The 25,400-nt window shown below is 58.2% G+C and carries 20 protein-coding genes and 1 tRNA gene; 14 read left to right on the plus strand and 7 right to left on the minus strand.

The genetic code is table 11. The annotated features are described in order from the left end of the window. Window positions 1–28: 28 nt before the first annotated feature. The 3 genes from panB to pgi are packed head-to-tail and all read left to right on the plus strand — an operon-like array spanning window position 29 to window position 3,352. Window positions 29–823, plus strand: a complete 795-nt coding sequence (gene panB, locus QZ534_RS11245; RefSeq protein WP_296934577.1) for a 3-methyl-2-oxobutanoate hydroxymethyltransferase — start codon at window positions 29–31, stop codon at window positions 821–823. Beyond that, window positions 820–1,668, plus strand: coding sequence for a pantoate--beta-alanine ligase (gene panC / locus QZ534_RS11250; RefSeq protein WP_296934578.1), 849 nt, complete (start codon window positions 820–822; stop codon window positions 1,666–1,668). The genes panB and panC overlap by 4 nt, the downstream gene beginning before the upstream one ends. Window positions 1,669–1,690: 22 nt before the next feature. Further along, a complete protein-coding gene (gene pgi / locus QZ534_RS11255) occupies window positions 1,691–3,352 on the plus strand; it encodes a glucose-6-phosphate isomerase (protein WP_296934579.1) in 1,662 nt (553 codons plus the stop codon). Here pgi and folK read toward each other — a convergent pair. After that, window positions 3,335–3,859, minus strand: a complete 525-nt coding sequence (gene folK, locus QZ534_RS11260; RefSeq protein ID WP_296934580.1) for a 2-amino-4-hydroxy-6-hydroxymethyldihydropteridine diphosphokinase — start codon at window positions 3,857–3,859, stop codon at window positions 3,335–3,337. The genes pgi and folK overlap by 18 nt on opposite strands. Continuing rightward, window positions 3,859–4,215, minus strand: coding sequence for a dihydroneopterin aldolase (gene folB, locus QZ534_RS11265; RefSeq protein WP_296934581.1), 357 nt, complete (start codon window positions 4,213–4,215; stop codon window positions 3,859–3,861). The genes folK and folB overlap by 1 nt, the downstream gene beginning before the upstream one ends. A 140-nt stretch (window positions 4,216–4,355) precedes the next feature. Between folB and plsY the strand changes: the two genes are divergently transcribed. Next, the gene (gene plsY, locus QZ534_RS11270) at window positions 4,356–4,946 is read left to right on the plus strand and encodes a glycerol-3-phosphate 1-O-acyltransferase PlsY (protein WP_296934582.1); all 591 of its coding nucleotides are present in this window, start codon (window positions 4,356–4,358) and stop codon (window positions 4,944–4,946) included. 3 nt (window positions 4,947–4,949) lie between these two features. Here the strand turns inward: plsY and tsaD are convergent, their stop codons facing one another. Next, a complete protein-coding gene (gene tsaD / locus QZ534_RS11275; protein WP_296934583.1) occupies window positions 4,950–6,005 on the minus strand; it encodes a tRNA (adenosine(37)-N6)-threonylcarbamoyltransferase complex transferase subunit TsaD in 1,056 nt (351 codons plus the stop codon). 238 nt (window positions 6,006–6,243) lie between these two features. Between tsaD and rpsU the strand changes: the two genes are divergently transcribed. From rpsU to QZ534_RS11320, 9 genes are all read left to right on the plus strand, one after another. Further along, window positions 6,244–6,459 carry a 30S ribosomal protein S21 gene (gene rpsU / locus QZ534_RS11280; RefSeq protein ID WP_007153483.1) on the plus strand — a complete coding sequence of 72 codons (216 nt, stop codon included), beginning with the start codon at window positions 6,244–6,246 and terminating at the stop codon, window positions 6,457–6,459. Window positions 6,460–6,608: 149 nt separating this feature from the next. Next, complete coding sequence (gene dnaG, locus QZ534_RS11285) at window positions 6,609–8,336, plus strand: DNA primase (RefSeq protein ID WP_296934584.1); 1,728 nt, start codon at window positions 6,609–6,611, stop codon at window positions 8,334–8,336. A 119-nt stretch (window positions 8,337–8,455) separates the two neighbouring features. Next, window positions 8,456–10,300: an RNA polymerase sigma factor RpoD gene (gene rpoD, locus QZ534_RS11290; protein ID WP_296934585.1), complete on the plus strand. Its 1,845-nt coding sequence runs from the start codon at window positions 8,456–8,458 to the stop codon at window positions 10,298–10,300. A gap of 96 nt (window positions 10,301–10,396) precedes the next feature. After that, window positions 10,397–10,473, plus strand: a tRNA-Ile gene (locus QZ534_RS11295). Window positions 10,474–10,673: 200 nt separating this feature from the next. Next, the gene (locus QZ534_RS11300) at window positions 10,674–11,273 is read left to right on the plus strand and encodes a PEP-CTERM sorting domain-containing protein (protein WP_296934586.1); all 600 of its coding nucleotides are present in this window, start codon (window positions 10,674–10,676) and stop codon (window positions 11,271–11,273) included. A 289-nt stretch (window positions 11,274–11,562) separates the two neighbouring features. Then, window positions 11,563–12,900 carry an alkane uptake protein AupA gene (gene aupA, locus QZ534_RS11305; protein WP_296934587.1) on the plus strand — a complete coding sequence of 446 codons (1,338 nt, stop codon included), beginning with the start codon at window positions 11,563–11,565 and terminating at the stop codon, window positions 12,898–12,900. Window positions 12,901–12,912: 12 nt separating this feature from the next. Then, window positions 12,913–16,140 (plus strand): Ig-like domain-containing protein, encoded by a 3,228-nt coding sequence (locus tag QZ534_RS11310; protein WP_296934588.1) that lies wholly within the window; start codon window positions 12,913–12,915, stop codon window positions 16,138–16,140. Window positions 16,141–16,296: 156 nt separating this feature from the next. After that, window positions 16,297–18,591 carry a molybdopterin-dependent oxidoreductase gene (locus tag QZ534_RS11315; protein WP_296934589.1) on the plus strand — a complete coding sequence of 765 codons (2,295 nt, stop codon included), beginning with the start codon at window positions 16,297–16,299 and terminating at the stop codon, window positions 18,589–18,591. 18 nt (window positions 18,592–18,609) lie between these two features. Further along, window positions 18,610–19,065 carry a DUF2489 domain-containing protein gene (locus QZ534_RS11320; protein ID WP_296934590.1) on the plus strand — a complete coding sequence of 152 codons (456 nt, stop codon included), beginning with the start codon at window positions 18,610–18,612 and terminating at the stop codon, window positions 19,063–19,065. Window positions 19,066–19,407: 342 nt separating this feature from the next. Here QZ534_RS11320 and QZ534_RS11325 read toward each other — a convergent pair whose 3' ends face one another. From QZ534_RS11325 to QZ534_RS11335, 3 genes are all read right to left on the minus strand, one after another. Beyond that, a complete protein-coding gene (locus QZ534_RS11325; RefSeq protein WP_296934591.1) occupies window positions 19,408–20,772 on the minus strand; it encodes an aminoacyl-tRNA deacylase and HDOD domain-containing protein in 1,365 nt (454 codons plus the stop codon). Window positions 20,773–20,923: 151 nt separating this feature from the next. Beyond that, the gene (recG, locus tag QZ534_RS11330) at window positions 20,924–22,999 is read right to left on the minus strand and encodes an ATP-dependent DNA helicase RecG (RefSeq protein ID WP_296934592.1); all 2,076 of its coding nucleotides are present in this window, start codon (window positions 22,997–22,999) and stop codon (window positions 20,924–20,926) included. Between the two features lie 8 nt (window positions 23,000–23,007). Further along, complete coding sequence (locus tag QZ534_RS11335; RefSeq protein WP_296934593.1) at window positions 23,008–23,967, minus strand: hydrogen peroxide-inducible genes activator; 960 nt, start codon at window positions 23,965–23,967, stop codon at window positions 23,008–23,010. A 76-nt stretch (window positions 23,968–24,043) separates the two neighbouring features. On the opposite strand from QZ534_RS11335, the gene QZ534_RS11340 reads away from it, so the two are divergent. Further along, entirely contained in the window at window positions 24,044–24,910 is an 867-nt protein-coding gene (locus QZ534_RS11340) for an NAD-dependent epimerase/dehydratase family protein (protein WP_296934594.1), read from the plus strand. Window positions 24,911–24,971: 61 nt separating this feature from the next. Here QZ534_RS11340 and QZ534_RS11345 read toward each other — a convergent pair whose 3' ends face one another. Then, window positions 24,972–25,358, minus strand: a complete 387-nt coding sequence (locus QZ534_RS11345) for a RidA family protein (RefSeq protein ID WP_064228391.1) — start codon at window positions 25,356–25,358, stop codon at window positions 24,972–24,974. Window positions 25,359–25,400: the final 42 nt, after the last annotated feature.

The raw sequence follows: 25,400 nt of genomic DNA on the forward strand, positions 1-25,400 counted from the left end.
GCCCATCCACCCAAAAGGCAAGGATTCTATGGCTGTTACCATCAATACCCTGCGTGAATTCAAGCAGAAGGGCGAAGCCTTCGCTGCCCTTACCTCCTATGACGCCACCTTTTCCCAGGTGGTCAGCGAAGCGGGCGTTCACGTTATCCTGATTGGCGACTCCCTCGGGATGGTTCTGCAGGGGCATGACAGCACCCTGCCGGTGACCATGGACCAGATGGTGTATCACGTCAGCTGCGTGGCCAAAGGAAACCGCGGATCCCTGATCATGGCTGACATGCCCTTCATGAGTTACGGCACCGTTGAGTCTGCCCTGGAAAATGCTGCCGAACTGATGCGCGCCGGCGCTCACATGGTAAAACTCGAGGGCACCGACTGGATGAAGGAAACCATTACTGCCCTGACAGAGCGGGCCGTGCCCGTCTGTGCGCACCTTGGCCTGACGCCCCAGTTCGTCAATAAATTTGGTGGCTACAAGGTCCAGGGCCGTGACGAAAAGGCGGCCGAAATGATGATCGAGCACGCCTGCGAACTGGAAGCCGCCGGCGCCGATGTCATCCTTCTGGAATGCGTGCCTGCGCCCCTGGCGGCACGTATCGCACAGGCCGTAAAAGCTCCGGTTATTGGCATAGGCGCGGGCCCGGACACTGATGGCCAGATTCTTGTCCTGCATGACATGCTCGGCATTACCACCGGCCGCAAACCACGATTCGTCAAGAACTTCCTGGCTGAAACAGATTCAGTACAGGAAGCCCTCAAGGCCTATGTGAAAGCCGTAGGCGAGCGCACATTCCCCGCTGAGGAGCATACGTTCAAGGCATGAGAACCGTACATTCCCTGAAAGAACTGAGAACCATCCTCCGAGGCTATCGCCAGCAGGGAAAAACCATCGGCCTGGTTCCCACCATGGGCAACCTGCACGAAGGCCATATTTCGCTGGTTCGCAAGGCGGCCGAAATGGCAGACGTCGTGGTGACCAGCATCTTCGTGAATCCGATGCAGTTCGGCGCCGGCGAGGACCTCGAAACCTACCCGAGAACACTGGCCGAAGATCAGGACAAGCTTGCTTTGGCCGGAAACACCCTGGTATTTGCACCCGGCGCCGAAGAAATCTACCCGGAGGGGCTGGCCAAGCAGACCCAGGTGGTTGTGCCGGATGTCAGCGATGGCCACTGTGGTGCCAGCCGCCCGGGTCATTTCGAAGGCGTGGCCACGGTGGTCACCATGCTATTCAACATGGTGCAGCCGGACTTTGCCGTCTTTGGCGAGAAGGATTTTCAGCAGCTCGCGGTAATCCGCAAAATGGTCCGGGACCTGATGATCCCTGTGGATGTGGTGGGCGCACCCACGGTTAGAGAGGACGACGGTCTGGCCAAAAGCTCACGCAATGGCTACCTGACCCCACAGGAACGGCAGATTGCGCCGGCGGTCCACCAGACCCTGCAGGCCACGGCGGCCAAGATCAACGATGGTCGTACAGACTTTCAGGCGCTGGAAAGCGAAGCTGAGAAAAGTCTCGGGGAGGCAGGCCTCAGGCCGGATTACTTCAACATCGTTAACAGCCAGACGCTCAAACCGGCCACAGCTGAGGATCGGGACATTACCATCCTTGTGGCAGCCTTCCTGGGCAAAACACGTCTGATCGACAATCTTTCCCTGACCCGATAAGCCAACAGAAAAGGAACCTCTGATGCCCGCACATCCTGCAGTACTGACCTCGAAACCCGAATGGCAGACACTGAAGGAGCAGCGAGAACGCCTCGACGGGGTTCTCATGAAGGATCTGTTTGAGCAGGATCCCGGGCGGGCAAAGCGCTACTTTATCGAAGGCGCCGGCCTATCACTGGACTTTTCCAAGAACCGGATTACGGATGAGGTGCTGGAGTCATTGCTGGCGCTGGCCAGCAGCTGCAACCTTGAAGCCAGGCGGGAAGCGTTACTTCAAGGGGAGCGGGTGAACGTCACCGAGGACCGCCCCGCCCTGCACACCGCACTGCGCAATCCGGGAACCGAGGTAGTCACAGTAGACGGCGAGGACGTGATCGCTGAGGTTCAGAACACCCTCAATCGCATGGAAACGCTGGTCAACGATGTTCTGGGTCAGCGCCGCACCGGGTACACCGGCAAGCCTTTCACCGACGTGGTAAGCATCGGTATCGGCGGCTCCTACCTGGGCCCGAAGCTCGTGGGCGAAGCCCTTCAGCCCTACGCCCAGGCCGGCATTCGGTGCCATTACGTGGCCAACATCGATGGCACCGAAATCTGCGAGACGCTGCGCCAGGTACATCCGGAAACCACCCTGTTTCTGATCCAGTCGAAATCATTCCGAACCCAGGAAACCCTGGAAAACAGCAAGGTGGCGCGGCAATGGTTTCTTGATCACTGCGGCGATGACCAGGCGGTGTCGCAGCACTTCATGGCAGTGACCGCCAACGTACCGTCCGCCCGGGCCTTCGGCATTGATCCGGACAACGTCTTCCCGATGTGGGATTGGGTGGGCGGGCGTTACTCGCTCTGGTCTGCCATCGGGCTTCCCATTGCCTTTAGCGTTGGCATGACCAACTTCCGGGCACTGCTGGCCGGAGCCCATGCCATGGACCAGCACTTCCGTGAGGCGCCCCTGGCGGAGAATCTGCCTGTGGTCATGGCGATGCTGGGCGTCTGGTACAACAACTTCTGGGGTGCCGAGACCCACGCGATCCTGCCCTACGATCATTACCTGCGCAGCCTTCCGGATCACCTCCAACAGCTGGACATGGAAAGTAATGGCAAGAGCGTGACCCAGGGTGGCGACGCCCTGGCCTGGCAATCCGGCCCGGTCATCTGGGGTGGTGTTGGCGCCAATGGCCAGCACGCCTATCACCAGCTGATCCACCAGGGCACCCGGTTGATTCCGGCCGATTTCATCATCCCCCTGAAAACCCACAACCCGGTGGCCACCCACCACGCCGACCTGTTCGCCAACTGCCTGAGCCAGTCCCGGGCCATGATGGCCGGCAAATCCCTGGAAGAAGCCAGGGCGGAGCTGAAAGCCGAGGGAAGGGACCAAAGCGAGATTGAACAGCTTGCCCCCCACAAAGTGATCCCTGGCAACAAGCCAAGCAACACACTGACCATGGAGAAGGTTACCCCGGAGACCGTGGGCGCGCTGATTGCTCTGTACGAGCACCGCACCTTTGTTCAGGGGGTTATCTGGGATGTGGATTCGTTTGACCAGTGGGGGGTGGAACTGGGCAAGCAACTGGGCAAAGGCATTCTGCCGCGCCTGCTCGGCGAGCAAGACGGCAACCAGGCCAGTGACAGTTCGACCGATCACCTCATTGAGCTGTTCCGTTCAACCGGCAGCGTGTGAAATCTGGCGGCCCTGCCAGCTGAACTCCACCGGCCAGAGCTTCTGGCCGGTGTTGTATTCCCGCCATAACTGACCGTAGGTTTTGCCACACACCGGATGCACCGTCTCCGGCGCAATATCGGCCAATGGCCGAAGCACGAAGGCGTTTTTCAGGATTTCCCCCCTGGGAAGCTCCACGCCTTCTATCCGGCCGACCGCATCACCATAGGTGAGAATATCGAGATCAAGGGTCCGCGCGCTGAATTTCGGCACATCCCGACGACGGCCGTTATCGGCTTCAAGTTGCTTGAACCGCCGAGAGAGCTCAGCAACCGACAAGGACGTATCCACGCCCACTACAAGGTTCAGGAAGGGAGACCCGTCAAATCCGACTGCCTCGCTGTCGTAGACCGGGGAAATAGTCAACTCGCCAAACCACGCAGACAGGGCATCAAGCGCGGCTGTGACGTAACGCTCCCTGTCCACATTGCTGCCAATGCTGATGTAAACCCGAACGGCCACTGCCATTACCGTGCTCCCCTTTCGATGCGCACGCCCACAGCCTGTGCTGCGGGTACGGCTCCCGGCTTGCGTATCGCCAGTCGCAACCACTTGATGCCGAGTTCATCCTGCAATGTTTTCGCCAGGACCTCCGCCCCGTGTTCGAGCAGTTTCGGTCTGAGCGCCTGCAGGCAGGACTCGACCCGGGCACTGACGGCGGCGTAATCCAGGGCGTCGGCCACATCGTCCGTCTTGCCCGGCACGCTGTTATCCCAGGCCATTTCCAGATCAATCACCAGGCTCTGGGTGACTTCCCGCTCCCAGTCGTAAACTCCGACCACAGTTTCCACAACAAGGCCTTCGATCAATACGGTGTCTGCCAAGGGTGCTCCCGGGTTCTTCCACTCTTTGGTGATTGAATAACGCACAACCAGCGGATACTGTGAGCAAGCTGGCCCGCGTTTTCAGGGCGGGCATTTTCGCACATATTGGCCATAGTCGTCTTTGCTTCCGAGCCCACAGCATGCTTCCCAGTGACCCGGTATTAACGGTTTTACTCTGCGCCGCCGCGTATGTGGCAGGCTCGGTGCTGTTTGCGCTGCCGGTGTGCCAGCTCTGGAAACTGCCAGATCCGCGGGCCCAGGGGTCCGGAAACCCCGGTGCCACCAACGTCTACCGCACAGGCGGTTGGCCGCCAGCCCTGTTGACTCTGGCGCTGGATGCGGCCAAAGGCTGGCTGCCCGTGTGGCTGGCCCATGCCGCCGGCCTTTCGGTAATGGTGCAGGCCGTTGTTGCCCTGTGCGCCGTCACCGGCCACATGATTCCGATCTTCTATCGATTCAAAGGAGGAAAAGGTGTCGCAACCGCGCTCGGGGCCGGCCTTGCCCTGGCACCGGTCACAACGTTGATGATGGCGGCTATCTGGATGTTGGTGATCTGGCGCTGGCGCATTTCAGCCCTCGCCTCGCTGGTGGCGATTATCAGCGGCCCGCTTATCAGCGCCTTCCTCGAACCGGAAACCCTGCCCCTGTTCGGTTTGCTCGCGCTGCTGATCGTCGTTCGCCACCGGAACAACCTGATCCGACTGGCCCAGGGACGCGAAGCAGGGCTCTAACAATCAGTCCACCAAACCGGTGGATCGCGGTTCGTTGATCGGTGGCAAGGTATTCATCGGCCACCGGGGCACCGCGACAATCCGCTCACCGTCCTGCTGGCCGGCCTTCATGCGCTGGGCCCCGGCGTAGGCAATCATTGCACCGTTATCCGTACAGAATTCCGGCCGTGCGTAGAATACGTGAGCCTTGAGCTTGCCGGTCATTTTCTCCAGGCCCGCCCGCAGCCTTTTATTGGCGCTGACCCCTCCGGCAATGACCAGCCGTTTGCAACCTGTCTGCTCCAGGGCCCGACGGCACTTGATGGTGAGTGTATCGACCACGGCGGCTTCGAACGCCAGGGCAATATCCGCACGGGTCTGCTCATCCAGCCCGCCTGCCTCACGCGCGGCATTGACGGTGTTGAGGGTGAAGGTTTTCAGGCCGCTGAAACTAAAATCCAGTCCTGGCCGGTCAGTCATTGGCCTCGGGAACCGGTAACGGCCTTCGGTACCCTTTTCCGCCAGCGCCGCCACCCGAGGGCCTCCGGGATAGTCCAGACCGAGCATCTTGGCGGTCTTGTCGAAGGCCTCGCCCGCGGCATCGTCGACCGATTCGCCGAGCATCTCATACTCGCCAATGCCATCAACCCTTACCAGTTGGGTATGACCACCCGAGACCAGCAATGCGACGAACGGAAACCCGGGCGGGTTGTCTTCCAACATGGGCGCCAGCAGGTGCCCTTCCATGTGGTGCACGCCCAACACAGGAACACCCAGGGCGAAGCCCAGGGCATGGGCCACCGAGCCGCCCACCATCAGGGCGCCCACCAGCCCAGGCCCCGCAGTGTAGGCAATACCCTCTATGTCGGCTCGACGCTTGCCCGCATCTGACAATACCTGATCGCACAGGGGCAGCAGCTTTCGAACGTGATCCCGGGACGCCAGCTCAGGCACGACCCCCCCGTAATCGGCGTGCATGTCGATCTGACTGAACAGGGCATGTCCCAGCAATCCCGCTTCGGTGTCATACAGCGCCACGCCAGTCTCATCACAGGACGTCTCGATACCTAGAATCAGCATAATGTCGGGCCACATTGGTTGGCAGAAATGAAAACGACGCGCATTTTAGCAGAAACCCGAAACCCTCTGGCAGATTCATCGAACAAACATTGACCTTGCTATAACGCAGGCGCTATCATTGCCGCCCTAAAATATGCACTGGTCGAGTTTTAGCCAATCTGACCAGGGATCGAGAACCGGTCTGGCTACGCCAGCCGGGCAAAATTGAAACCGAATCTATCAGGTAGGTGATTTTCGAATGCCAGCTGTTAAAGTGAAAGAGAATGAACCGTTTGACGTAGCACTGCGTCGCTTCAAGCGTTCCTGCGAAAAAGCGGGTGTACTTTCTGAAGTACGTCGTCGTGAGCACTACGAGAAGCCGACCGCTGTTCGTAAGCGCAAAGCAGCCGCTGCCGTTAAGCGTCATCTCAAGAAGCTTCAGCGGGAACAGCGCAAGTTCGAGCGTCTGTACTAAGTTTTATCTGACGCCGCTTGACTGCAAAGCACTGATTGCCTGTACAGCCGCAGGCTGCACAGAGCGACTCAAAAATGCCGCCGAGGCCTGGCTTCGGCGGCATTTTTGGCTATTGGCCAACTCCGATGACGGCCTGATGTGGAGCCCCCATGAGCGGACTGATCCCTCAACAGTTTGTTGAAAACCTGCTGGATCGTATCGACCTGGCAGAACTGATCGGTTCACGCATCACGCTCAAGAAGGCCGGGGCCAACTACAAGGCCTGCTGTCCGTTCCACGACGAGAAAACGCCCTCGTTCAATGTCCGGCCGGACAAGGGCTTTTATCACTGTTTCGGTTGCGGCGCTCATGGCGATGCGATCAGCTTTGTCCGGGAGTTTGAAGGCCTGGGTTTTACCGAGGCGGTAGAAGAACTGGCCAAGCGGGTTGGTCTCGAAGTGCCCTATGACCGGGCGGCAAAGCAGGAAATCCAGCAGGCGCGGACATTAACTGACGCTCTGGACTTCGCCAGCCGCTTCTACCAGTCATCACTCAAGGGCCAGCAGGGCGCCTACGCCCGGGACTACCTCCAACAACGAGGGCTGGATAACGACATCATTGAACAGTACCAGGTGGGCTATGCCCCCTCAACCGGTACCGCACTGTTTGATGCCGCCAGCAAAGACCTGCAGCGCCCGCTGATTGAAACCGGCACGGTTTCCGACAAATACGGCAGGCCCCGGGACCTGTTCCGCAACCGGGTCATGTTCCCGATTCGGAATACTCGCGGAAGGACCGTTGCCTTCGGTGGCCGCACGCTTGGCGACGACAAGGCTAAATACATCAACTCTCCGGAGTCGGATGTATTTCACAAGAGCCGAGAGATCTACGGTCTGTTTGAAGCGAAGCAGGCCATCCGGCAGCTGGACAAGCTGCTGGTGGTTGAAGGCTACATGGACGTAATTGCCCTCGCCCAGCACGGCATTCACTATGCGGTTGCGACACTGGGCACGGCCACGAACCAGGACAGCCTACAGGCACTACTGAAGCAGGTAAGGCACATTGTGTTCTGCTTCGATGGGGACCAGGCCGGTTTCCGGGCCGCCGACCGGGCCATGGAGAACGCGCTGGAACTGATGGCCGACGGCCTGCACCTTCAGTTCCTGATGCTCCCCCAGGGCGAGGACCCGGACACCCTTGTGCGCAAGGAGGGGCCAGAGGCATTCCAGAAGCGCATAGAAGGGGCAACACCTCTGTCACGGTACCTGTTTGACCGGCAGAGCGAAGGGCTGGACCTGCAACTACCAGAGCACCGGGGCGAACTGCGAGCCAGGGTTGAACCTCTGCTCAACAAGATGCCCAGAAGCACCCTCCGGGATGCCATGTGGCACGAAATGCTCCGTCTATGCGGGGGCCGGAACCAGTGGCAGAACCGCCAACAGGGTCAGAAAGGCCGATGGAACGGCGAGCGACGGGATCGGGTTTCCGAGGATCGCATTGATGTGAAGCTCAGCAAGGACAGTATTCTGTGCCTTGCCCTGCTGGAAGCGCCGGACCTGGCCACCGAAGTGACCGACCTGGCAAGCAGCTCCCGGCAGTTCAATCAGGCCCGAAATTTTGCCGAGTGGATCCTGGCAAGCGACATTCGGGACCGGAAAACACTGGTCCGCACGCTGGCACTGGATTCAGCCGCTCGTGAGCGGTTTTACCACCTGTTTGACGGGATTGAGCACATTCCCGCGCGGGAGAGTACCTTGGCCGCCGCCCGAGAGCTGCTGAGCCCGAACGAAGAGGCATCCCGCCAGCAACGGCTTGCCACACTATTGAGAAACCTGTCCAACCTCACAAGCGAGGAACGACAGGAGCTGAGAGCCCTGAGTGGTGGCACCGGGGACTAACAGCACTTGAAACTTGACGCACTGATCACCATCTAACCATTCGGTGGCAGAGCGACCGAGCGACAGCTATAATGGCTGTTTAACTTTTTTCCGTCTAAAAGCGAGTTCACAGGGTGTCTATGTCAGGCAATTCGCAAAAATCACGTTTGAAAGACCTCATTGCACGAGGCAAGGAACAAGGTTACCTGACTTACGCCGAGGTAAACGACCACCTCCCGGAAGACATCGCCGACCCGGATCAGGTCGAAGACATTATTCGCATGATCAACGACATGGGTATCCAGGTGTGTGAAGAAACACCAGACGCCGATACCCTGCTGATGACCGAGGGCGACTCCACTGCTGACGAAGCCGCCGCCGCTGAAGCCGCCGCCGCTCTGGCCGCCGTTGAAACCGATGCCGGCCGCACCACGGACCCTGTGCGCATGTACATGCGTGAAATGGGTACCGTCGAGCTGCTGACCCGCGAAGGCGAAATTGTCATTGCCAAGCGCATCGAAGAAGGCATCCGCGATGTGATGGCCGCTGTTGCCCACTTTCCGGGCACTGCCGGTACGGTAATCCAGGCTTACGACCGCATTCTCGAAAACGAAGGCCGCATCAGCGACATCGTAACGGGCTTCCTCGATCCCGACGACGCCGAGCCCTTCATGGGCGAGGAAACCACCACCGAGAGTTCCGACGATTCCGATTCCTCTTCCGACGATGACGACGACTCCTCGGAAGAAGAAACCGATAACGGCCCGGATCCGGAAGAGACCCGTCTTCGTTTCGAACTGCTGAACGAAAAGCTGGATGCCGCCAATAAGGCCCTGGCCAAGCACGGCCGTTCCGACAAGAAAACCCAGGAAGCTCTGAACGAGCTGGGCCAGGTTTTTGCGCCCTTCAAGCTCGCTAACAAGGCGTTTGACGAGCTGGTCAACGTGGTTCGCTCCACCAACGATCTGGTTCGCGAGAATGAGCGCGCGATCATGCAGATCTGTGTTCGCGAGTGCAAAATGCCCCGCAAGGACTTCATCAAGTCTTTCCCGGGCAACGAGACCAACCTGGATTGGGCCGACAAGATCGTCAAGAGCAAGAAGCCTTACGCGGCGCCCATGGCCGAGCGTGTCGACGAGATTGTTCGCCTGCAGAAGCGCATCCAGAACGTGCAGACCGAAGTGGACCTGGACGTTGCCGACATCAAGGAAATCAACCGTCGCGTCTCAATCGGTGAAGCCAAGGCTCGCCGTGCCAAGAAAGAAATGGTTGAAGCCAACCTGCGTCTGGTTATTTCCATTGCCAAGAAGTACACCAACCGCGGTTTGCAGTTCCTGGACCTGATCCAGGAGGGCAACATTGGACTGATGAAGGCGGTCGACAAGTTCGAATACCGTCGGGGTTACAAGTTCTCGACCTACGCCACCTGGTGGATTCGTCAGGCCATCACCCGCTCCATCGCGGACCAGGCCCGCACCATCCGTATTCCGGTGCACATGATCGAAACCATCAACAAGCTCAACCGCATCTCCCGCCAGATGCTGCAGGAGATGGGCCGCGAGCCCACGCCGGAAGAGCTGGGCGAGCGCATGGAAATGCCGGAGGACAAGATCCGCAAGGTATTGAAGATCGCCAAAGAGCCGATTTCCATGGAAACGCCGATCGGCGACGACGAGGACAGCCATCTGGGCGACTTCATCGAAGATATCCAGGCCCTATCCCCGGTGGATTCCGCCACCGCCGAAGGCCTGCGCGAAGCCACCCGCTCGGTACTGGCCGGCCTTACCGCCCGCGAGTCCAAGGTATTGCGGATGCGCTTCGGTATCGAGATGAACACCGACCACACCCTGGAAGAAGTCGGCAAACAGTTCGACGTAACCCGGGAGCGAATCCGTCAGATCGAAGCGAAGGCCCTGCGCAAACTGCGTCACCCGTCACGCTCCGATCACCTGCGCGGCTTTATCGACGATCAGGGCAACGGATAAGCACCACAACAGTAGCGGGCGCCACACCTCACCGGTATAATGGCGCCCGCTTTGTTTCCCCCCAGGAAACACCTTTCAAAACAGCATTCGCTGAACGGGCCTATAGCTCAGTTGGTTAGAGCAGGGGACTCATAATCCCTTGGTCGCTGGTTCGAGTCCAGCTGGGCCCACCATATTTCTCGATTGTAGAAAAACCAACCACTGAGTAGTTAAAGCTAGCCGCTTTAAACCGTCAACTTAATTTACACACACCACCTCAGCAGTCCCGCTCCGATAATCCAACCGACTGAATATAAGGGCATTGCCTATCCTGGCCTAGAACCTGCTTAATCTTAAAAGCATAACGCACGGAAGGCATCGGGAGTATTAGGTTATGAAGTTCAACAAATTGAAACTTGCAGCGGGAAGCATATTAACTGGTTTGATGTTTAGCACCAGTGCACAAGGCGCCATGATTTCCTGCAACACCGATCCAACGGTCAATTACATGCAGATATCCGATGAAAAGGTATCGGCATGTCTTGCATCTGGGGTAGGAAATATCAACGGCAACCCCGAAAACCCCAATAACAGTCTTTTTATTTCGGGCGTCGGAAGCGATTATGAGCTTGCAAGCAAGTCCGACGAGCCCACCAAAAACCCCTACAATCTGAGCTACGGCAGTGACCCTAACACTTGGGAATTCGATGCCAGCTTCTGGAACGATTACTCGGAAGGGGCGCTTGGATTTAAATTTGGAACAGGCAACCAGCCAGACGAATGGTTTGTATTTTCTCTCCAATCTCTCGTTAGCTCGGGAGCATGGGCCTTTATAGAAGGCTCTGATGTGAGAACGAGAGGTGACGGCTTATCGCACGTTAACCTCTACGGAAAAAAAGGCGATATCACCGTACCTGAACCGGGCACAATTGCTTTGCTCGGCCTTGGCCTCGTCAGCATGACAATAGCCCGGAGAAGGGGCAAAGCTGCCTGAAAATTTGTCAGATTTCTTTACAGGTAATACCAGGCTCCTCCATGAGGAGCCTTTTTTGCATCAAACAATCATTGCCAGAACCACTCTTCTTTCCTCCGTAGCAATCAAACTTAAGTTTCGCGCGACCGATTACTAGGGGAAACGTGGTTTTGCAGACATTGATTTCTGTCAAAAAAGCCAACGTCCCCAAAAGACCAGCCGAATACACTACCTCCTGAACGAAAATACCAGCCGCGCTCACAACCAGTGCGGCCCGTATATAAAAACAACGAAGTAATGGAGTGTATCAATGGCTTTTTCCTCCCGTTCCCGGTCAAGGGCTCTTTCCCTTGCGATCACCACCGCCTCTGTCGGTTTCTCTGTTTCGGTTAATGCAAGCATGGGCAACCTCGGCACCACCTACGGCGTCATGCCAGTGGATGTTGCCACAGCCCAGTCACTGTCCATGTTCAACGATCAGGTGTCAGCCACCTATTACAACCCAGCCTATCTCACCAAAGATGAGCGTGGAGAGCTGACGGCTGGCATTCTGCACGCCGAGCAGGAGCTTCGTTCCGCCAACCCGAATGCCAATGGCGATATCCTGGCCAATTCACCGAGCCAACACGTTCTGATCGGCATGAAGACCAATCTGGGTTCGCTGACCCGCTTCAAGCACCCGATCTATCTCGGGTTTATTGCCGGTGTCGAGAAATACGGCAAGGAAATGCTGGCGTTCGATTCACAGACCACGGAGAACGGCCAGTTCCTGCAATACGGAAAAGAGCCCCTGTTCCTGAACATCGGTGGCGCAACCCCGATCTGGCGTGGTATCTCCGCTGGTGCGTCGGTGCGTGTCACCCTGGATGCCCAGGCGAACCTTGATGCCGTCTCTACCCTCGGTGGCGAGACCAGCCGCGAGCGGCTCTCGGTGAATGCCGAGCCCTCTCTGAAAACCATTCTGGGCACCAATATCGATCTGGGCAGCACCTTTTGCCCTGACAGCAGCTGTTTCCTGGACGGTTGGGAAACCGCATTCACCTATCGCACCAAGTCGGCAGCCTCCACATCTGTGGACTCCAACATCATTGTGACCCAAACCATTCCGGATCCGGGCCTGAGCCTGGCGGTTTCTACCATTGATTCCTTCCAGCCGGAAACCTTCGGTGTTGGCGCGCAATACAAGGGCGAAAACTGGCGGATCGGTGGCAGCGTTGAGCAGCAGAACTGGTCAGAGCTGGAGAACGAGTTTTCCTCCGACACCATCAAAGATCAGCAGTCCGTGGCAGCGGGCAGCCGGATTCAGTTCGACGACGTGCTTATTCCACGGATCGGCGCCGAGTATGCTCTTAACAAGAACTTTTCCGTGCGCGGCGGTGTTGCCTATGAGGAATCACCGCTCAAGTCCACCCGCAATCCGGAGATTAATTATCTCGACACCGACAAGATTGTGGTCGGCCTGGGACTGAGCGCCACTTACGACCGCACCCGCCTGCTGGCCTACCCTGTGCGCCTGGATATTGGCTATCAGTACCAGCAGCTCCAGGAGCGGGATTTCACGCTGGTCGATTTTGATGGCAACGAGACCCCGGTTACGGCAGACGGCGACGTGCACGTTGTCAGCGGCTCCATCACCCTGAAGTTTTAAGGAGGGCATGCCATGAAACACTACAAAATACTGGCACTGGTTCCCGCCCTGTTATTGGCCGCCTGTGGCGGCGACGAACAGACTATGAATGAGACAACTTCACCCGGCTCGGTGGTTTACTCCTACCCCGCCGACGGGCAGGCGGATGTCAGCCCGAAAGCCGACATCGTTCTGCGATTCAGCCATGCCATAACCGATGAGGATGCGGACCTGCAAAACAAGATCCTGGTGGAATCCCAGGGCCAGACCGTGGCCTTCTCGATCAGCCGGGTAGACAGGGGCAAAAGCCTGAAGTTGTCACCCACCTCGGAGCTCGACCAGCTCGGCGCCTACACGGTAACCTTCAACGAGCCACTGATGGCCGAGGGCGGTCGGAAGATAGACATACCCAACGCGGTGGGTGACGCCGGCATACAGTTCGAGACCCGGGGCAGTTTCTCTGGGCCGGCAAGCAAAACCAACTCGGCGGAGGCTTTTGGTATTGCCTGGCAGGTTCCGGCAAACAACAGCCCCTTCGAGGTGATGAACTTCTCCACCTTCCGGATGGCGATGACCCATCCCGTCCACCCCGAGTGGCAGGCTCTGGGCGGTTCAATCAAGCTTCTTGATGGCAACGGCGATGAAGTACCGGCGACGGTACTGGTAAAAGGCAACCGGATAACGGTTGACCCCTGTGTAGTCGAGGACCCAAGGGAGTGTGGCAGTAAGAACGACGTTCTGGACACCAACCAGACCTACACACTGCAGCTCGATAACCTGGCCAGCCTGACTTCCCCACAGGCCGACCGGTTCAGCCAGGAGATCACGTTCACGCCCCGCGAAACCGGCCCCACCGTCGTACTGCAGCAGTCTGCCGTTGATTCAGGGCTTGCCACAGGCTCGACAGAAGAAGACGCGACCCGATCGGTTCTGAATGGCCAGATCATCAACGGCGTCACGCTCAACTCGGTGTTACAAGGTGAAGCAGGCCCCTCTCAGCAGAGCGGCGACCTGTTTGCCGAGTTGGCCTATGCGCCGGCTTTCGAAACCGATGAAGCCTTGCCTTTGCGCATTGCGCGCGGCAGCGTGCTAAACAGCACAAGCCTTGATGTTCTTGTGGGCGGGGAAGTTCCTGTTCTGGATGCCGCCACCGGCCAACTCCAGACAACGGGTAATATCAAGGTCACCATGCTGTCAGACGCCTCCGGCTATCTCAGCCCCAACCCCTATACCGACGACCTGAACGCGCCAAGACACATCACGCTGTTTATGGATGTCTCCATGAATACCGAAAATGGCCAGCCCAACGCGGCCCTGTCACAGGACCTGATGGGGGTGGAGCTGCGCGGTATCGCCCTGGTGCAGGATGGTGTGCTGACCATCGACGCCATCGGCATGGTGGAACCCAACCTGCTTGGACAGGAGTACACCGACTCAACCATCGCATTCCACTTGCAGGCTGCCACCGATGCCGACTCGGTACTGGATGCCGAAATGCTCCGTGAACTGGACAGCACCGCACCAAACCTGGTCAGCTGGATGCCCGGCCCGGCCAACGCCATTCCCGATACGCGCCAGTCCATGCAGCGGCCCGGCGACCCGGTGATTCTGTTCTTTGACGAGCCACTTTCCCCGGACTCGATAAATCAGGGGGTATCTCTGATCGCCGATGGCGTTCCTGTCGAGACACTTGAGACAAGACTGGACGGAACTGCCGTCATCCTTAATCCTGGCGATGGTTTGCGCCATGGCGTTGACTACGAAGTCCTCATTGATGGTTTGACCGATCTGGCCGGCAACCCGGCCACCACCGCCCCTCTGCAGTTTTCACTGAATAACATCGGCGATTCCTCTGTAACCAGACGCCCTGCACTCGCCTTGACCACTTATCCGGGTTACCCGTGCGAGACCGACCACAGCCTGCTGGACCTCTCCGCCGGCATACTTGGCCAGTGTTATTCGGATGGTGGTATCGGCGACACTTTGCCAGTCAGCACCATGCCGTCAGATCGCCCCATTACCGTGGTCTTCTCGAAGTCCATGGACCTGAATTCCATCATTCCGGGCAACACGTTTATCGTTGAAAAAGTAAGCCAGGAACCAAATGGCTCCGTTACGGTTATTGAAAACGAGGTGCCTGGCCGGCTCGAAAAAAACCTCCAACGGATACGCTTTTACCCGGACCAGCCCTGGGAGGCCGGCGCGCACTACCGGTATACGCTCAAGTCTTCTGAAGATGCCGGAACCTGCACGGCTGGAGCCTATACCTCGATTTGCGATTCCGATGGCCTGGCCCTGAAAACCGATCTGCTTGAAGGGTTGGATGACGGCGATGGCAACAACGGGCCAGATGACTTGGTCATTTATTTCACCGGAACCGAGCCACTGGACAGCGTGTTCACGCCGCTTCGGAACCTGCCAGTCCGCGATACCAACGCCAATTTCCTTGTGGATTGCAACTCCAATACCAACCCGGACTGTCTCGAACCTTTTGAGCACGAAGGCAGCGATGCTGATGGATGGGCCGCTTCAGCCAATTCAACCAAACTGAGGGTGCGCAATAACGAGGCGTCTGCTTCTCCACCAGTGATTGTGGCCAGTACTGCCGATGCCCGGGTTGGCTGCGAAACCGGCGAGCGGTGCCCGAAAGATAAGTTCATCTATCAGACCTATGCCCTGAACACAGAAGTTGTCGGCCCTGGCGTGTATGAACCAACCGGCGATGAGGGGATTCTGGTGAACCTGTATCCCACGCAATTGGCAACCACATCGATCAGTGTGTTTACAGAGCTTCGGGTTTTTGGATTTATCCCACTTCAAGAAGAGTCCATTACCAATACCCAGGTCCTCCGCATGCGCTATGCCAAAGACGACCCGGCGTGTTCGGGCCCGGGCTGCAGCCGTTCTGGGCTGATACCCGGGGTGATAACCGAAGGTGATAACGGCCAACCAGTATTCAAGACCCGCGCCGAGCTGATGCTCGATGCACCCGACATGGAAATTCCGTTGGGTGGCCGCCACGATCTGTACGGGCGGGAATTCGTACTTGAACTTGAAGGCGATATTACCTTTTTCGATGACGGGCGCATGCAGATTGAGCAACGCAACTCGAATCTCGTGGACATTAACGTTCGGGCTCGAGCCCTGGGAGTTCCTGGGGGTGAAATTGTGACGATTGATCTGCCCCTACAGATTCCCGAACAGGGCGTCTACCTCAACTTCATCTCCAACCCGGTCAAAGAGATCCCGGCAGAGCAGTAAAAGCTCTGAAACTTCTGCAAAGGGCCAGCCTTCGGGTTGGCCCCTTTTGCACCGGGTCCAACCGGGGCCTATTTACCCATCCAAGTCATTTACTGCTAATCTGGTTGCACATTGAAACCGCTATAGCCAAACAACAAATCGCCAGGAGAGCTCCTCATGGAAAACGGCACCCACTATCGTACCTGTCACCTTTGCGAGGCCATGTGCGGTGTCGCTATTGAAATGAAGGGCGGCAGGATCGCCTCCATCAAGGGCGATGAAAACGACCCCTTGAGCCGGGGGCATATCTGTCCGAAGGCGGTTGCGCTGCAGGATCTGCACGAGGATCCGAACCGGTTGAAGAAGCCCATACGGAAAACCGGGGCCGGCTGGCAGGAAATGGAATGGGACGAGGCGTTTGATCTGGTTGCCGAAAAACTCCACCAGACCCGTCAGGATCACGGCCGCAACAGCATCGGCGTATACCTGGGCAATCCGAACGTCCACAACCATGGCTCTCTGGTTGCCACCATGCCACTGCTGCGGGCCATCGGGACCCAGAACCGTTTTTCAGCAACTTCTAACGATCAACTGCCCCACATGCTGGCCAGCCTGGAGATGTTCGGGCACCAGGTTCTGTTTCCGATTCCGGACATCGATCACACGGATCTGTTTATCTGCATCGGCGCCAACCCCATGGCGTCCAATGGCAGCCTGATGACCGTTCCCGACTTTCGGGGGCGACTCAAGGCCCTGAAACAGCGCGGTGGCAAGATGGTTGTCGTGGACCCCCGCCGTACCGAGACTGCGAAGCTGGCCGACGAATTTCACTTCATCCGGCCCGGAAGCGATGCCCTGCTGATGATGGCCATGGTGCATACGTTGTTCGAAGAGGGTTTGGTAGATCCCGGCCCGGCCGAAAGACTGGTGAAAGACGCAGACCTTCTGCGTCTGGCCGCCCTCAGTTTCACCCCGGAAGCGGTCAGCGAGCATACCGGCATTTCCGCCGAGGACATTCGCGCCCTCATCCGACAACTGGCCACCACACGAAAGGCGGCGCTCTACACGAGAATGGGCACCAGCACCCAGACGTTTGGCGGCGTCGCAACATGGCTGGCCTACTGCCTCAATATCCTGACCGGCAAGCTGGACCTGCCGGGTGGCGTGCTGTTCTCGCAGCCGGCGATTGATCTGATCGAACTGGGTGCCATGGCAGGCCAGAAAGGCCACTTCGGCAAGCGCCAGAGCCGTGTGAAAGGCTTACCCGAATTTGCCGGCGAGTACCCGGCCAGCACCATGGCCGATGAAATTCAGACGCCTGGCGAAGGGCAGATACGGGCCTTTGTCACCGTTGCCGGCAACCCGGTGCTCTCCAGCCCCAACGGGAAACGTCTGGACGAGGCCCTGGGTGGCCTCGATTTCATGGTCTCGGTGGACTATTACCTGAACGAAACCACACGTCATGCCGATATCATTCTGCCACCGACAGCGGCACTGGAACGCAGCCACTACGATCTGATTTTCAGCATGTTTGCGGTGCGCAATGTCGCCAAATACAGTGACGCATTGTTCGATGCCGGCCCGGATACCCGGCATGACTGGCAAATTTTACTGGAGCTGGCCCACCGGCTGGAAAAGCTCCGGAAAGGCGGTCGACTGCCCTTGCGCACGGAACTGGGCTGGCGCGCATTCAAGCAGATTGGACCGGATCCCATTCTCGATCTGCTGCTGCGCTCAGGCCCCTATGGCGCCGATGCCGGGCGCGCCCGGGGATTGCTGCAGCCTGCCGTTGATCTGGTTCTAGACATTCTGCCGAAGCGACACCCACTTCGGGGACTGGCCAGGCTCAGCCCGCTGAACCGCCACTGGCAGGAACTGCCGAAAGGGTTATCCCTGAGTGCGCTCAAGGACAACCCGAACGGGGTCGATCTCGGGCCGCTCCAGCCGTCCTTGCCAGAACGCCTGTTTACGCGCGATGGCAAGATCAACCTTGCGCCCAGACGTTACCTTGACGATCTCGGCAGACTGCACGATGCCCTGGCTGCGCCGACCGAAGACAACCTGCAACTGATTGGCAGACGCCATGTGCGCAGCAATAATTCCTGGATGCATAACAGTCAGCGGCTGGTGAAGGGCAAGGACCGCTGCACCCTGATGATTCACCCCAGGGATGCCAGCCGGCTGGGCCTGCAGGCCGCTGACTCAGCCGAGATAACATCTGAGTCCCGACAGATTGTGTTACCGGTCGAGATTACCGAAGATATTATGCCGGGCGTGGTGTCTATTCCCCATGGCTGGGGCCACGACCGGGACGGAACCGGCCAGTCGGTGGCGGCTGCCCACGCTGGCGCCAGCATCAATGACGTGCTCAGCGACAGCAACATTGATCCGCTCTCTGGCACTTCCGTATTGAATGGGCAATCCGTTACTGTCAAAGTCTGGCGCCCGGAGCGCCAACGCAAACGGGCCTGATTCAAAGAGGAGCCGATAATGCCCCAGTGGCTGCAGTGGAGTCTGATTATTGCCGGTCTCATCGCCATCATTCTGCTGGTGATTTTCATCCGGCGTCAGATAGGGTTGCTTTCGGAAAACCGCAAACGTCAGGCCAAGGTCGAGGAGTTCCAGACGAACCGCAGGAAAGACATGATCCAGAGTGTTCGTGTCATTGCCATGGCGGTTGAAGAGGATCAGATCGAATACTCGGAAGCCTGCCTGAGGCTCAAGGGCCTGCTGGACCACATTGCTCCGGAGTTACTGGAGCAGGCGCCTTTCAGAGTCTTCCAGGAGGTGCATGACCAGTTGCAGCACATGCCCACCCACAGGGCACGGCAGGCAACAGAAACGAAGTTCGTGGATAAAATGGACAAGGAACGGTTTGAGGTTGAGCAAAAGCACGCCGACGCGATTCGCCGAGCCGCAACCGCTGTCCGACACCATTCCTTTTAGGCATCGCGCCGGCAATCCAGTGCATAGTGCAACTGGTCAGACCTTATTTTTGTAACAGTTTGTAACGGGAATAGTAGTAAAACAGATATTTTCGCTCAAAAAATCAAACGGTTCTGGCGGCTTTAAAAATTGACGCTCGCCTCATTCCTTCCCGGTTACAACTATTGACTTTTCTTTTCTCCATCAGGGTCTAAATTGAAAACAGGGACGCACCTATCATCTGCGGAAGGTGCCACCTAACGTTGTTTTCTCCTGATAAGTTTGGACGACACTGCAATAAAGCGGGTGAGCTTGCCGGCCTTTGGGCCGGCTTTTTTTGGGAATTTCGAAAGAAATGGGCCGTTACTGGCTCATCATACCGGCCATGGCCATGACACTGTCCTTGCTGTTAACCAGCTCGTCAAACTGCTCCTCCACTTGCTCCCGATTGAGCCCCAGCTCGTCATAAACCGCCTGGCTAACTTCTTCCCCCGCTCCCAAAGCCACGCCCCGGGCGGTTAACAGCTGGCGTCCCAGCCATAGCAACCGGGCATAAACGCTGTGACTGCCATCGTAGGAGGGATTCTTCTGATAGCGGATCGCCAGGGTGACTTCGTCCGGCATCCCCCAATTTTCCATCAACTGGGCCGCGATCTGTTCCCGGGTGATCCCCAGCAAATAGTGTTCGGTGACCGAGGAATCGATATCAGGATTCACTTCCAGAGAACGGCAAACCAGCTTGAAATGGGGCGGAAACACCTGCGCCAGAACAAGATGACCAAAGTTATGGAGCAGTCCGCCAAGGTAGGCAAGACCGAACACGGGCCGCTCGCCCCGGGGCATCATGCTGGCCAGAATACCCGCTGACTGGGCCTGCCAGATTGCCTGTTGCCAGTAATCCACATAGCCCTCCGGATGATCCTGGGGCTGCTTGAGTGCCCGGCCAAGCGAAAGCCCCATAGCCAGGTTCATGACCAGGTCGAAACCGAGCACCCGGGAAACCGCGTCGTGCACCGATTTTACCTGGCCTGCCGCCGCATAAAACGAGGACGACGCCCAGCTTACAACCTGCGCGGCGAGGCTGGGGTCACTCTCGACAATATCCACGAGGTCCCCCATGACGGCGTTAGGATTAACCCGCAGATGGATGATGCGCTGGGCGGTTTCCGGCAGCGGCGGCAACTCCAGGGTGTCTTCCAGTCGCTGCTGTATTCTCAGACCGGTGAATTTCTTGATGGCGGAATGGAACTGATCCCGATCCCTGCCGTGGTCATCAAGATTAACGTTAATGGATTCCGGAGCAACGGCGAAGGAACGCCGATCAGCCTTGGCGGTGAGGGCACGGAAATCCTCGGCGGGCATCACCATCGCCAGATTCTGCTCGCCCAGCTCCAGGGCAACCGCTGCCAGGTCGTCCACCCGGTCGTCAACCACGGTTGGCCAACCCGTCAGTGATGGCAATGCAGGAAGGGCCTTGAGGCCGGCCCTTTCCCGAACCCGCAACTGTTCACGTCGTTTCATCAGGCGCAGGTCACGGCCCAGTTGCTTATTCAGCTGTTCCAGGTCAATCAGATCGTCGCGGCGGCAGATTACCTGGAGGTTCCCTTGATCATCACTGAGCAACACCATTCGCAACAGTTCTTTCTGGCTCGCCTGGCCTGCATCCCTGAGTGATACGCCTGCTGCGGTCTCACCCAGCGCCTGCTGAACTGCGACAGGTAATTCCATAACTTTCTCCCGAATATTGCTGTTTCCCGTCGGATAACCAGAACCTGAAAATCACACCAAGTTCAGTATAGGGTAAAGAAATTACCCCAGCGTTGACCGAACTCTATTTCCAAACCGATTTCATACGCCCACGGAGAGCGAATGGACGTCTTTACACATCGCCGTACCGGGTTCTTTCACCAAGCCATCGTCGAACCAGAGCGCGGACAATCTCCGAATGAGTCATCAGGCCAGGAGCCATTTCCCGAACTGGCTCAATCCACCCCTTATCGCGCTCAAAGTCCGCCAGCCGAAATTGCATCATACCGGTTTGCCGGGTGCCCAACACCTCGCCCGGCCCCCGAATCTCCAGATCTTTCTCGGCGATAAAGAAGCCATCCTGGCTGTCCCGCAGCGCCTGCAGTCGGGCCTTGCCATTGGCGGATAACGGCGGGTGGTACATCAACACGCAAAAACTGGCCTGCTCACCCCGGCCAACACGGCCACGAAGCTGATGCAACTGGGCCAGCCCCAGGCGCTCCGGGTTTTCGATAATGATCAGCGACGCGTTGGGCACATCCACCCCAACCTCAATGACAGTGGTCGCCACCAGCAGGTCCAGCTCGCCCACTTTGAACTGCTCCATGACCGCCGCTTTTTCCTGAGCCTTAAGCCGACCGTGCACCAGCCCCACTTTAAGATCCGGCAGTCGCTCAGCGAGCTCCTGAGCAGTGCCTTCTGCTGCCTGGCACTGAAGGGCTTCGGATTCCTCAATCAACGTGCAGACCCAGTAAGCCTGTCGCCCTTCCTGGCAAGCGCCGCGAACCCGTTCGATCACATCCTCCCTGCGGCTATCGGGAATCACGATGGTTTCGATCGGCTTTCGTCCCGGCGGAAGTTCGTCAATGACCGAGGTATCCAGGTCTGCATAGGCGCTCATGGCGAGGGTTCGGGGAATGGGTGTTGCGGTCATAATCAACTGATGAGGCGCCAGTGCCCCACCCACGCCCTTCTCCCTTAAAGCCAGCCTCTGGTGAACACCAAAGCGATGCTGCTCGTCCACGATCACCAGGGCAAGGCGGTGAAACTCCACATCCTCCTGAAACAGGGCATGGGTGCCTATCACCACTCCGGCCTCGCCGGACTGGACCGCTTCCAGCGTTTCAGCCCGGGTTTTGCCCTTAACCTTTCCGGACAACCAGGCCAGGCGAATACCAAGGGGTTCCAGCCATGCCCGGAAATTCTGGAAGTGCTGTTCGGCAAGGATTTCGGTGGGCGCCATCAGCGCTACCTGGGCGCCGGCACCGATGGCCTGCAGTGCCGCCAGCGCGGCCACCACCGTTTTCCCGGATCCAACATCACCCTGAACGAGTCGAAGCATGGGCAGCGGCTGGCTCAGATCCTGACGAATGTCGGCCAGTACATGACGCTGTGCACCGGTGAGTGCAAATGGCAGGGAATCCAGGAAACGCTCGGGCAAATCACCCGTCGGCAGCAGTGGTAGCGCTTCGCGGGCCTGGATCTGCTCTCGCACCTGCAGTAGGCTCAATTGGTGCGCCAGCAGCTCTTCCATCACCAACCGCTGTTGCGCCGGGTGGCGCCCCTCCATCAGCAGGTTTACCGGCGCGCTGGCAGGCGGAGAATGCACCAGTTGAACCGCTTCGGTGATTCCGGGTAGCTGGTATTCAGCCAACAGTCCCTGCGGTAGCCAGTCCTTGATCGGGAATCGCTGGAGATAGCTCAGAGCCTGCTGGCAAAGCGATCGCACCCTGGGCTGTTGAATCCCCTCTGTCAGCGGGTATACCGGTGTCAGGGTTGCTTCACCTTCCGCCGGCATGGGCGGTGGATTAACCTGGTACTCGGGATGGTAGAACTCATAACCTGCGCGCCCGGGGCGCACCTCGCCGAAACAACGGACCCTGGCGCCCTCGCTCAGCTGGTTCTTCTGGGCCGCATTGAAATGAAAGAAGCGCATCACCAGAAAGCCGCTGCTATCCCGGAGGGTCACCTGCAGGCTGCGCCTGCGCCCCATCACGAGATCGGCTTTCATCACCTCCCCTTCCACCACCGCCACGTCGCCTATGCGAAGACTTCCCATGGGAATGACACGGGTTCTGTCCTCATAGCGGTGAGGCAGGTGAAAGAGCAGGTCCTGCAGTGAGGAAATGCCCAGCTTGGCGAGTTTCTCGGCCAGAGCGCTTCCAACACCCTTGAGCTGGGTAACGGGGATGTCATCCAGTGACGTCATAGGCAATTTCAGGCGCTTTCGACCACAACCGGTGTATCCGTCTTCGCCTTTTCAATTACCCGGCACTGGCTGGCAGCCAGGGAAAGTACATCAATAGCCTTGGGCCGCGGGAAAGTAACCCGCCAGGCCAGAGCCACCGTGCGGAACGGCACCGGCGGCGCGAACGGCCGAACTGCCAGGATGTCTTCATGGTACTGCATGGCCGTGGCCGCCGAGAGCGGTAGCACCGTAATGCCCAGCCCGGAAGCCACCATATGACGAATGGTTTCGAGTGAGCTGCCCTCGGTGACCAGGGCCGGTGAACCGTTATTAGAGCGATGCGTCACCGCCTCCACCAGGGGTGGACAGGACTCCAGCACCTGGTCCCGGAAACAGTGGCCCGGGCCGAGCAGGAGCAATTGTTCCTTGGCCAGTTCATCGGCGGTCAACTGCTCCTTGCTGGCCAGAGGGTGTCCGGCCGGCAGCAAAACAACGAATGGCTCGTCGTATAGCGGCAGGGTAACCACTTCCGGCTCCTCGAACGGCAAGGCAATAATAATGGCGTCCAGCTCGGACTGCCGGAGTTTCTGCCGAAGGTTCGCGGTGTAGTTCTCTTCAATGTACAGCGGCATCTCCGGGGCGGCACGCCTGAGTTCGGGCAGCAAGTGCGGGAATAGGTAGGGGCCGATGGTGTAGATGGCGCCGACCTTCAAAGGCGAATTGAGCTGGTTCTTGCCATCCTGGGCCATGTCCTTGATCAAGCCGACCTGGTCGAGCACCCGCTGGGCCTGCTCGATAATGCGCAGCCCGGTTTCGGTAACACGGATACTGCTTTTGCTTCGCTCGAAAAGCGGTATACCGAGTTCGTCCTCCAGCTTTTTAACGGCAACACTGAGCGTTGGCTGGCTGACATGGCAACGCTCTGCAGCCCGGCCAAAATGCCTTTCGCGGGCCAGCGTAACGACGTATCGTAACTCGGTGAGAGTCATGGTGAGCTCCGGTCAGAAAGATGCGGGTCGAAGTTTCACGAATTTATGAGGTAAAGCATAAGGATTGAAATTGTCTATGGCAATCACTGAAGGTAGTAAGACGCCCCGAATTCTGGTGGCCGGTTGCGGCAAACTCGGTGGCGCCATTGCCAGCCGGCTGACCAACTCAGCGACCGTGTTTGGCCTGCGCCGCAATCCGGAACGTGTTCCTGAGGGCATTCAAGGCATTGGCGCTGACCTGACCCGGCCGGAAACCCTTACCGGCAAACTGCCGGAAGGACTCGACATCGTCATCTATTGCCTCACGCCCTCCAGTTATGACCAACAGGGTTATCGGGACGCCTACGTAACAGGCCTGGCGAATCTGCTGCATGCCCTGGGAAATCAACCCCTGAAGCATCTTTTCTTTGTCAGCAGCAGTAGCGTTTACTCTCAGAATGACGACAGCTGGGTGGATGAATCCAGCCCTACAAAACCGGCCAGGTTCAGCGGCGAGCAGGTTCTGGCCGGTGAGCAAACCGCACTGGACAGTGGCCATCCGGCGACCGTCATCCGCTACAGCGGCATTTACGGCCCTTCACGGCGGCGTTTTCTTGAGGAGGTTCAGGAGGGACGGATGAATCCGACAAAGCCGGCACCGTTCAGCAACCGGATTCATGAAGAAGATGCCGCAAACGCGGCGGCCCACCTGGTAGAGCTGGTACTTTCAGGAGCGACACTGGAAACCTGCTACCTTGGCAGCGATTGCGAGCCAGCGAGGCTTGATGAGGTGGTGGACTGGGTGCGACAGCAAACACCCTGCGCCGAGCCGCAGCCGAATGCCCGAAAAGGCGGACGGGCCGGCAGTAAACGCTGCAGCAACAAACGGTTGCTGAGCACCGGCTTCCAGTTCCGCTACCCGGATTTCCGGGCCGGCTACCGCGACATGATTGACCAGGGTTGAGCCTTCAGCATCAAAAAAGGCGGCCAGGGCCGCCTTTTCTCGTTTCTGGTGTCATCAGATCTTAGCTGAGCACCATCACCGCTTCCATTTCAATGGGGACACCCTTGGGCAGCGCGGCGACACCGACCGCCGCCCGGGCCGGATACGGTTCCTGGAAATACGTGGCCATAATCTCGTTGACCGTGGCGAAGTTGGCCAGGTCAGTCATGTAGATGTTCAGCTTCACAATGTCTTTCAGCTCGCCACCGGCTGCCTCGCAAACGGCCTTGAGGTTGTCGAATACCTGCCGGGTCTTGGCAGCGAAATCGCCGGCGACCACTTCCATGGTTTCCGGTACCAGCGGAATCTGGCCAGACAGGTATACGGTGTCCCCTGCCTTTACCGCCTGGGAGTAGGTGCCGATCGCCTGGGGCGCATTCTCGGTCTGGATTACGGATTTGTTGGTCATGACCGTTGGTTTCCTCTCGTCCAAAACGCCAATCGTCGCTTT

The organism is uncultured Marinobacter sp., from assembly GCF_913055835.1.
In the GTDB taxonomy this organism is placed as follows: domain Bacteria; phylum Pseudomonadota; class Gammaproteobacteria; order Pseudomonadales; family Oleiphilaceae; genus Marinobacter.